Genomic DNA, 644 nt, shown 5'->3' with positions numbered 1-644 from the left:
CTCAGGATCGCCACTTTACCGGCGCCACCGCTCATTAGCGCCCACTGTGCCAGACCGACCATGCCGCAGGTTTGCAATAACGCGATCGCCAGGGTGTAGCCGAAAGGCGTCGGCTTGAGCGCTTTACCGCGGATCAACATCACTATCCATAGCACCACGGCGCCAAAAATACAGCGCAGCGCCGTGAAGTCAAAAGCGCCGATATAGCTCGTCACTTGCTTCATCGCGATCCAGCTAAAGCTCCAGATCAGCGTTAATAACGCCAAACCGCCAAACGCCAGTGGATCGCTCTTCCTTGCCATTGCATAACCCATCCCTGTCAATTATCAGGCTGGCACTATACGCGCTTTATCTTCTGCTCTCCCCTGACCTGTATCAGCGTTTTGGGCAAAAAAAAAGGGATGGGGAAAACCGGCTTCGCCATCGCACTAAACGTTAATGAAAACTCAGGCCGGGCGTACGCCCAGCGTATGGCAGATGGCGTAGCTCATCTCGGCGCGGTTCAGGGTGTAGAAGTGGAAATCCTTGACCCCTTCCCGGCTTAAGATCTTCACCATGTCCATGGGGATATTCGCCCCCACCAGTTGACGGGTTTCGGCGTCGTTATCCAGCCCTTCGAACATTTTTGTCATCCACACCGGCAT

The 644-nt window shown here is 54.7% G+C and carries 2 protein-coding genes; both read right to left on the bottom strand.

Features of this window, described 5'->3' with window-relative positions; translation table 11 throughout:
• The coding region (locus ABD006_RS17905; RefSeq protein WP_343844109.1) for an EamA family transporter at positions 1-314 on the bottom strand (314 nt) is incomplete at its 3' end.
• 132 nt (positions 315-446) lie between these two features.
• Positions 447-644 (bottom strand): methylenetetrahydrofolate reductase (locus ABD006_RS17900; protein WP_343844106.1); only part of this gene is annotated, 198 nt, incomplete at its 5' end.

Origin of the sequence: Salinibacillus aidingensis, from assembly GCF_039522525.1 — a bacterium.
GTDB lineage: Bacteria > Bacillota > Bacilli > Bacillales > Alkalibacillaceae > Salinibacillus > Salinibacillus aidingensis.
The sequence above is the reverse complement of the archived record's forward strand: the minus strand, read 5'-3'. Positions and strand labels throughout refer to the sequence as shown.